A 7457-nucleotide genomic window follows, 5' to 3' on the forward strand; every position below is an offset into this window, starting at 1 on the left:
AATTTAGAGCCAACCTTTTACGAAACCCTATGATAATTTAGAGGTATCGCTTATCCCTACGATAATTTAGATATCCATTAAAAATCACTAAGGAAAGATTTTATACTGTAAGGTATCGGATAAATCTGATAAGTTGCAGTTTTTTTTATGGAAAACTAAATTAAGGCAGCTATTAAAAAGTATATATTCCTATAAAAAGAAGGTACAAACGATAAGGAATTTATTGCTATTTTCGCGAAAATTACATTTGTTACATTTACATTATTTACATCTTCATAACTAAAAAGTGTAAAAAGAATAATCAAAATTACAAACAGAAAGGGTTTACATTGATTTTACAAAGAACTAAAATAATATTGTCAGATGCATTCTATGTCATTTCTGATGTGATGAGGTGGATATCTGTTTTATTGTTCATGAACAGTTACCGCGTATATAAAAACTTATACTTTATTAAACAGTTAATTTCAACTTGAAATTAACTGTTTTTTTATACATTGAAAGAAAATAACCTGAAAAAAAGCAGGGTTTTAGACTTTTATCAGATTGTATCAAAAAGTATAAGATTTGAAACATGAACAATAATGCAGAAATAAAGGGAGGTGTTATGGAGAACGACTATGATATTCATATTTTAATAATGGAAAGGAATTTATGGGAAGGAATATGAAGAAAAAATCTATATTGAAAAAGATAGGGCCAGCATCCCTGGCAACCGTCTTAGCTTTCAGCGGTGTTTGCTCCAGTAATTTCAATATTTTAAAGGTGCATGCAGAAGAAACAAATGCGGCCTTAGGGGCAATCACGAAAGTTGAAAAAACTGGGAAAAACAAAATTGTAATCACATATGAGAATGGTTATCAAGGACAAATAACATTCCTTGAAAATGGCATCTTCAGATTTAATATTGATCCTTCAGGTAAGTTTGATCAATATGCAACACCTAACAGTAAAGATCATATCGGTAAAATTCAGCAACAGCCTGATGATTCAGATGAATATACAAAGCCAGAAGCTACTGTTACCGATGGTGATATTTTAAAGATCAGTGCTGGTAATACGATTATTGAATTTAACAAAACAACGAGCTTGATGACAGTTAAAAGAGCAGATGGCACTATTGTTATGCAAGAAAGTGAACCACTTACAATTGCATCAGGTAAAACAAGCCAAAAACTGGCTGCTTCCGCTGATGAATATTTCTATGGCGGCGGTACACAGAATGGTCGTTTCTCACATAAAGGGCAGGTTATCAAGATTGCTATTGATAATACATGGGTAGATGGCAGTGTATCATCTCCGAATCCATTCTACTGGTCAACAAAAGGTTATGGTGTTTTAAGAAATACCTTTAAAACAGGAGCTTACGATTTCCAGAATAGTAATAGTGAGGAAGTTATCGCATCTCATGATGAAAAAGAATTTGATGCGTATTACTTTATTTCTGATGCAAACGATAATGCTAAAAAAGCAGAAGAACTGCTTAAGGATTATTATAAAGTTACCGGAAATGCTGTTTTATTACCGGAATATGCTTTCTACTTAGGGCATCTGAACTGTTACAATCGTGATGGCTGGTCAACTGAGCAAACAGATGCTACCTTGAAAAATGGTAAAACCGGTGGACATACGTATTGGAAATTGGAAGATGGCTTGAAATATTGGGAAAATGGTTTAACAGATGGATATATCTTAAAACCAGATGCATATGCAGAAACCCTCAATGGTACCGGTCCATCGACTATGACAGATAAATTTAATGCAAAAGAAGGAACAACAGAGGATATTTATAAATTCTCTGCCCGCGCTGTTATTGATGGACATGAAGATACGGATATGCCATTAGGTTGGTTCCTTCCAAATGATGGATATGGCTGTGGTTATGGTCAAAACGGCTATGAATACACAGGCGGTTCCATGGAAGAAAAAACAAAAGCAATTGATGCTAACGTACAAAACTTGAAAGAGTTTACAGATTATGCAACTTCCAAAGGTGTTACAACCGGTCTTTGGACGCAGAGTCAGTTAACTCCTTCAACAAGTTCAACACTGGAATATCAAAAACTTCGTGATTTTGATAAAGAAGTTAAAAAAGGCGGTATCACTACGCTGAAAACCGATGTTGCTTGGGTTGGTTCGGGTTATTCGTTTGGACTTGACGGTATCTCACGTGCGTATGATATCGTAACTGAGACTAATAACAGACCAAACATTGTTACTTTAGATGGTTGGGCTGGTACACAGCGTTATGGAAGTATTTGGACAGGGGATCAGACTGGTGGCGATTGGGAATATATCCGTTTCCACATTCCAACTTATATTGGACAGAGCTTATCCGGTAATCCAAATATAGGTAGTGACATGGATGGAATCTTCGGTGGCGGAGATATCATTTCTACACGTGACTATCAGTGGAAAGCATTCACTCCACAGATGCTTGATATGGATGGTTGGGGAAACCGTGCTAAAAAACCATATTATAATGGTGACCCATATACTCCAATCAACAGAATGTATTTGAAAATGAAAGCTGAAATGATGCCTTATACATATACTTTGGCAAAAGAGGCTACGAATGGTTTGCCTATGATTCGTGCGATGTTCTTGGAATATCCTAATGAAGGAAATGCCTATAACAAACGTAATACAGAATATCAGTATATGTATGGTGACAGTTTCCTAGTAGCTCCTATTTATGAAAATCAGAAGAGTGATGAAAATGGAAACGATGTCAGAAACGGTATCTACCTGCCAGATAAAAATCAAATCTGGATTGATTACTTTACTGGTAAACAGTACAAAGGTGGACAAACTTTGAATGGTTTTGATGCACCACTTTGGAAACTGCCATTATTTGTTAAAAACGGTTCTATCGTTCCTATGTATGAAGAAAACAACAACCCACAGCCTATTTCTGATACCAATAAAAATGGTTTGGATAAGACAAAACGTGTTGTTGAATTCTGGCCGGCAGGCTCTACAAGCTTCTCACTTTATGAAGATGATGGAAACTACATTGACAATAGCAATAAAGAAGAAGTATCTTACGGTGGAAGTGTCACAACAAAATTCACATCGAATGTAGAAGGCACAACAGCTACTTTGAAAGCAGAAAAATCTGTAGGCAGCTATACAGGATACAATAGCAACCGCAACACTACCTTTGTCGTAAATGTATCAAAAGAACCTACAAAAGTAACTGCGAAAAATGGAAGCAGTGAATTAGCACTTAAAAAAGTTACTTCTCAAGAAGAATTTGATAAAGCTAGCGGAAATGTATATTTCTATAACGATGCACCTAATCTGAACAAATATACAAAAGATACTGAAAACTTCAAAGTTGACATCACAGTAAATCCTAAACTGTATGTTAAATTTGCTAAAACAGATGTTGCTAGCAATGAACAGACGTTAGTCATTGAAGGTTTTGAAAATAAAGCAGATTTCTCAAAAGACGAAGTTAATAAAGATTTAGCGGCACCTGAATTAAGCTATGACAATGAATCATTAACACCAACAAGCATTCAGTTAAATTGGACTGCTGTTGATGGAGCTACTTCTTATGAACTTAAGGCGGATGGCGTAATTAACAGCGTTGGTACTGAAACTAGCTTCTTAGATAAAAACTTAGACTATCATTCTGCACATACGTATCAAATCCGTTCAAGAAATGCAGAAGGTTATTCTGAATGGAGTAATGAATTACAAGTTACAACTTTAGAAGACCCATGGAGAAATGTGCCAGAACAAAGCATCAAATGGGAGTATGGCGATCAGTGGGGTAAAATAGCGCATGCAAATGATAAAAACTTCAATACGATGTTCCATTCCACAGGGGATGCAACCGGCAAAGATCTTATTATTGATATGGGCTTAGCGTATCCACTTGATAAGTTTGAATACTATCCTCGTGGGGATGCGAATGATGGATCAGGTACTGTAGGAACAGGTTCTAATGGTACGGTACATCAATTGGATGTTTCCATTAGTATGGATGGCTGGAACTGGATCAAAGTTCAAAATGGTGCAGAACATCCTTGGAGTTATACAAAGGGTGACAGCATTCAAGACAGTGTAAAAACAGTTGATTTAACTGGTAAAACAGCACGTTATGTAAAACTGAATGTAGTTGAATCTAATGGTAAATTCTTCGCAAGTAACGGTCTTTATGTTTATAAAGCTGATGGAAGCAAAGGCTTTGCTGTAGGAAGTAGTTTACAAAAACCTACCGTAACCGAAGGCGATTATACAAATATGAGCCAGTATATCGGTAGATCTAAATACTTCCAAAAGACAACCTTTGATGCACAGATCAAGGCACATGGTGCTGACATTAACTACAATGATGTATATGATGCTTATGATTATGCATTTACAATGTTCCAGTTAGATGGCGGAACTAAGAAAACGGGTAATGTAGCAGGTAACATGCTATTCATCCCTAGTGTAGAATCTGTAAAAGCCGGGGAAAAATTCACCGTTGATATTTATGGCGATAGTATGAAGAATGTCAATGGGTTAGGAGCATTAGTTTTCTATGACCCAGCTATGATCAAAGATGTGAAGACAAGCCAGAATCCATATATCGCTTCTATGGAGAATATGAGTATTGATACACCATTCGATGATGGAACAGGTGCTTTATTGAACTTGGCATTCATGAACAGAGGTGACAAGCCTTTAACAAGTGGTAACCATATCTTGGCAACTATCACAATGACTGCAAAACAGGATATTAATTTGAAGACAAAAGCGGCTGATTCTTTCTTAACGATTGAAAACGGCATCTTAATTGGACCAAACTATTCAACAGTGAAAGCTAAGATTAACGAAGAACCACAAATTCCTGATGCACCAGCGGTTAAAGATGTAACATTGAAACAAGAAGACGTTACAATGACAATTACAAATGAGTTCTTGCCAACAGATGATGGTACAAACGTTGAAAAAATGATCAATGAAAAGAAATTTGACGGATTGTTTAACGGTAACAAAGCTGATGGCGGCAGTGGCGCTGGATTTGACTTAGCTTGGGACATCAAAGGCTCTAACTTTAATGAAGAATATGTAACACTTCCATTAACATTACATGCTGCCTTGAAAGAAGAACAGACATTATCTAATATCAAGTTGTTCAACCGTGCGAATTTAGGAAATGGTGCGGTTGGCAAGGTGAAATATACGATCACTTATGCCGATGATTCTAAAGAAGAAAAAGAAATCACCGGCAAACAGTTAGAATATGCTTATGCTCCTGCAAAAGCAGATACAAAAGTTAAGAATGTCGATATTGAATTATTTGCTGCTGAAGGTGCTTCAAGCAAATATATGTCTATATCAGAGCTGGAATTCGTTCATGCAGACAAAGTAAGTGTTAAAGAAGTTATTTTAGATAAAGCAAATGCGACTGAATTATTCAAAGATGAAATCAGTCCTGTTAAAGCGTCAGTTACAACAGAACCTAACGCACCTGCTAATCAATACTATAAGGTTGAAAGCTCGGATCCTAGTGTTGCAAGTATTATTATGACTGGTGAAAGCACAAATATTTCATACCTTGTACGTACATTAAAGGCTGGTAAGACAACAATTACAGTTACATCGATCACAGATCCTAGCAAAAAGGCATCTTATGAATTAACTGTAAAAGAAGGTGTCAATACGACTGATTTAATGGCGGCAATTGAAAAAGGTAATAAATATAGCAGCCTTCTGTATACAGAAGATTCTTACAAAGTATTAACAGACGCTCTGAATGCGGCTGCAGATATGTTGAAGGATGGAAATTATACAAAATCACAGGTGGATAGTGCAACAACAAGTATCTTGAATGCGATTACTGGATTAGAAGTAAAACCATTGGATAAAGAACTGCTGATTAACAAAGAAGCTAGCAATAACAAAGATGGTGTAGTTGTTAAGAGTGTTTCAAGCGAAATCACAGCTGATGATGGCGAAGATGGAGCAGCTATTAATGTCTTAGACTACAATGAGGGTTCTTATTGGCATACAAACTATCTAGTAGCAGATGAAAGAAAAATGCCTCAGGATATTGTATTTGATTTAGGCAAGGATTATACACTTAGCAATGTAACCTTCCTGCCTCGTCAGAGTAAAGGCGGAGCTAATGGCGATATCCTTAAAGCAGAAATTCAAGTTAGTGAAGATGGCAAAGAATTCAAATCTGTAGGTGTATTTGAATTTGATAACGATGGAAAATACTTAAGTAGTAGAGATTGGCAGCGAGCTGCATTTGTAGATACATCTGGAAGATATGTGAAGTTCATTGCATTAAGTACAGGTGGCGATACTATGAATGCATATGCTTCAATGGCTGAAATCCGTTTCTATGGTAAAGAGAATAAGCCTGTCGTTACTGTAGATAAATCTAAACTGGAAACAGCAATCAATGAAGCAGCTAAGCTGAAAGAAGAAGAATACACACCTGAAAGCTGGAAAGACTTTGCAAAAGCATTGCAAGCAGCTAAGGATGCATATCAATCTGAAACAGTTGATCAGACTGCTGTAGATAATGCTATTAAAGCATTGAATACGGCAAAAGATAAACTGGAAAAGAAGACTCCTAGTGTAGTTGATAAGACAATCTTGAAAGCAAAAATTGTATTTGCTGAACTATTAAAAGAGGAAGACTATACAAAAGCAACTTGGGCTGATTTTGCGAAAGCATTAAAAGCAGCGAAAGATGTGGATGCGAATGAGGATGCAACGCTTGAAGATATAAATACAGCAATTGCAAATCTGCAAAAAGCTATAGATGCTTTGGAAGAAATCAATGAAGTACCTCCTGTGAACCCAGAAACAGGAAAAGAAGCATTGAGAAAACTTGTGAACGATGCTGCAGGATTCAATAAAGACGAATATACTGCAGAAAGCTGGTCGATCTTTGAGAAAGCATTAGCTGATGCACAAAAGGTATTGGATGATAAGGATGCATCTGCTGAGCAAATCGAAAAAGCTCAAAACGCATTAACAAAAGCAATTACTGATTTGAAAGCCGCAGAAGCTCCAAAACCAGATGATCCAGATACTCCAGATACTCCAGATACACCGGATACACCGGATACACCGGATACCCCAGAAAAACCAGATGATCCAACAAAACCAGTTGAGCCATCAAAACCAGGGGAAACTACAAAACCAGAAACTAACAAACCTGATGAAACAAAGAAGGATGAAGAAGAAGTACAAACTGGTGATACTACGAATACCGGTTTATTGGCTGGCACGATGTTAATTGCTGGAGCAGGTGCTGTAGTAGTAATGATGAAACGTAAAAAAGAAACTGACAATGAAGCGTAATACTGCGTTTTATGTCTAATTCTAAATGGATGGGCATGGTATAACGATGCCCATCTTTTTTGGGGCTCTAAATTAACGTAGGGTTTAAAGAAAAAACGCTCTAAATTATCATAGGGTTTTCCTATGAAGAAGGTAGG

Annotated in this window: 1 protein-coding gene; it reads left to right on the forward strand. The window is 36.6% G+C overall.

Annotated features, from left to right (window positions below; genetic code table 11):
• Nucleotides 1-666: 666 nt before the first annotated feature.
• Nucleotides 667-7320 (forward strand): discoidin domain-containing protein, encoded by a 6654-nt coding sequence (locus tag ACESSZ_RS16035; protein WP_270355641.1) that lies wholly within the window; start codon nt 667-669, stop codon nt 7318-7320.
• The last annotated feature ends 137 nt before the right edge of the window (nt 7321-7457 follow it).

This window comes from Eubacterium sp. 3_1_31, assembly GCF_964249515.1.
Lineage (GTDB): Bacteria > Bacillota_I > Bacilli_A > Erysipelotrichales > Erysipelotrichaceae > Longicatena > Longicatena caecimuris.

Coding starts and splice junctions, on each gene's coding strand:
- ACESSZ_RS16035 (WP_270355641.1), top strand. CDS start 667: ATGAAGAAAAAATCTATATTGAAAAAGATAGGGCCAGCATCCCTGGCA.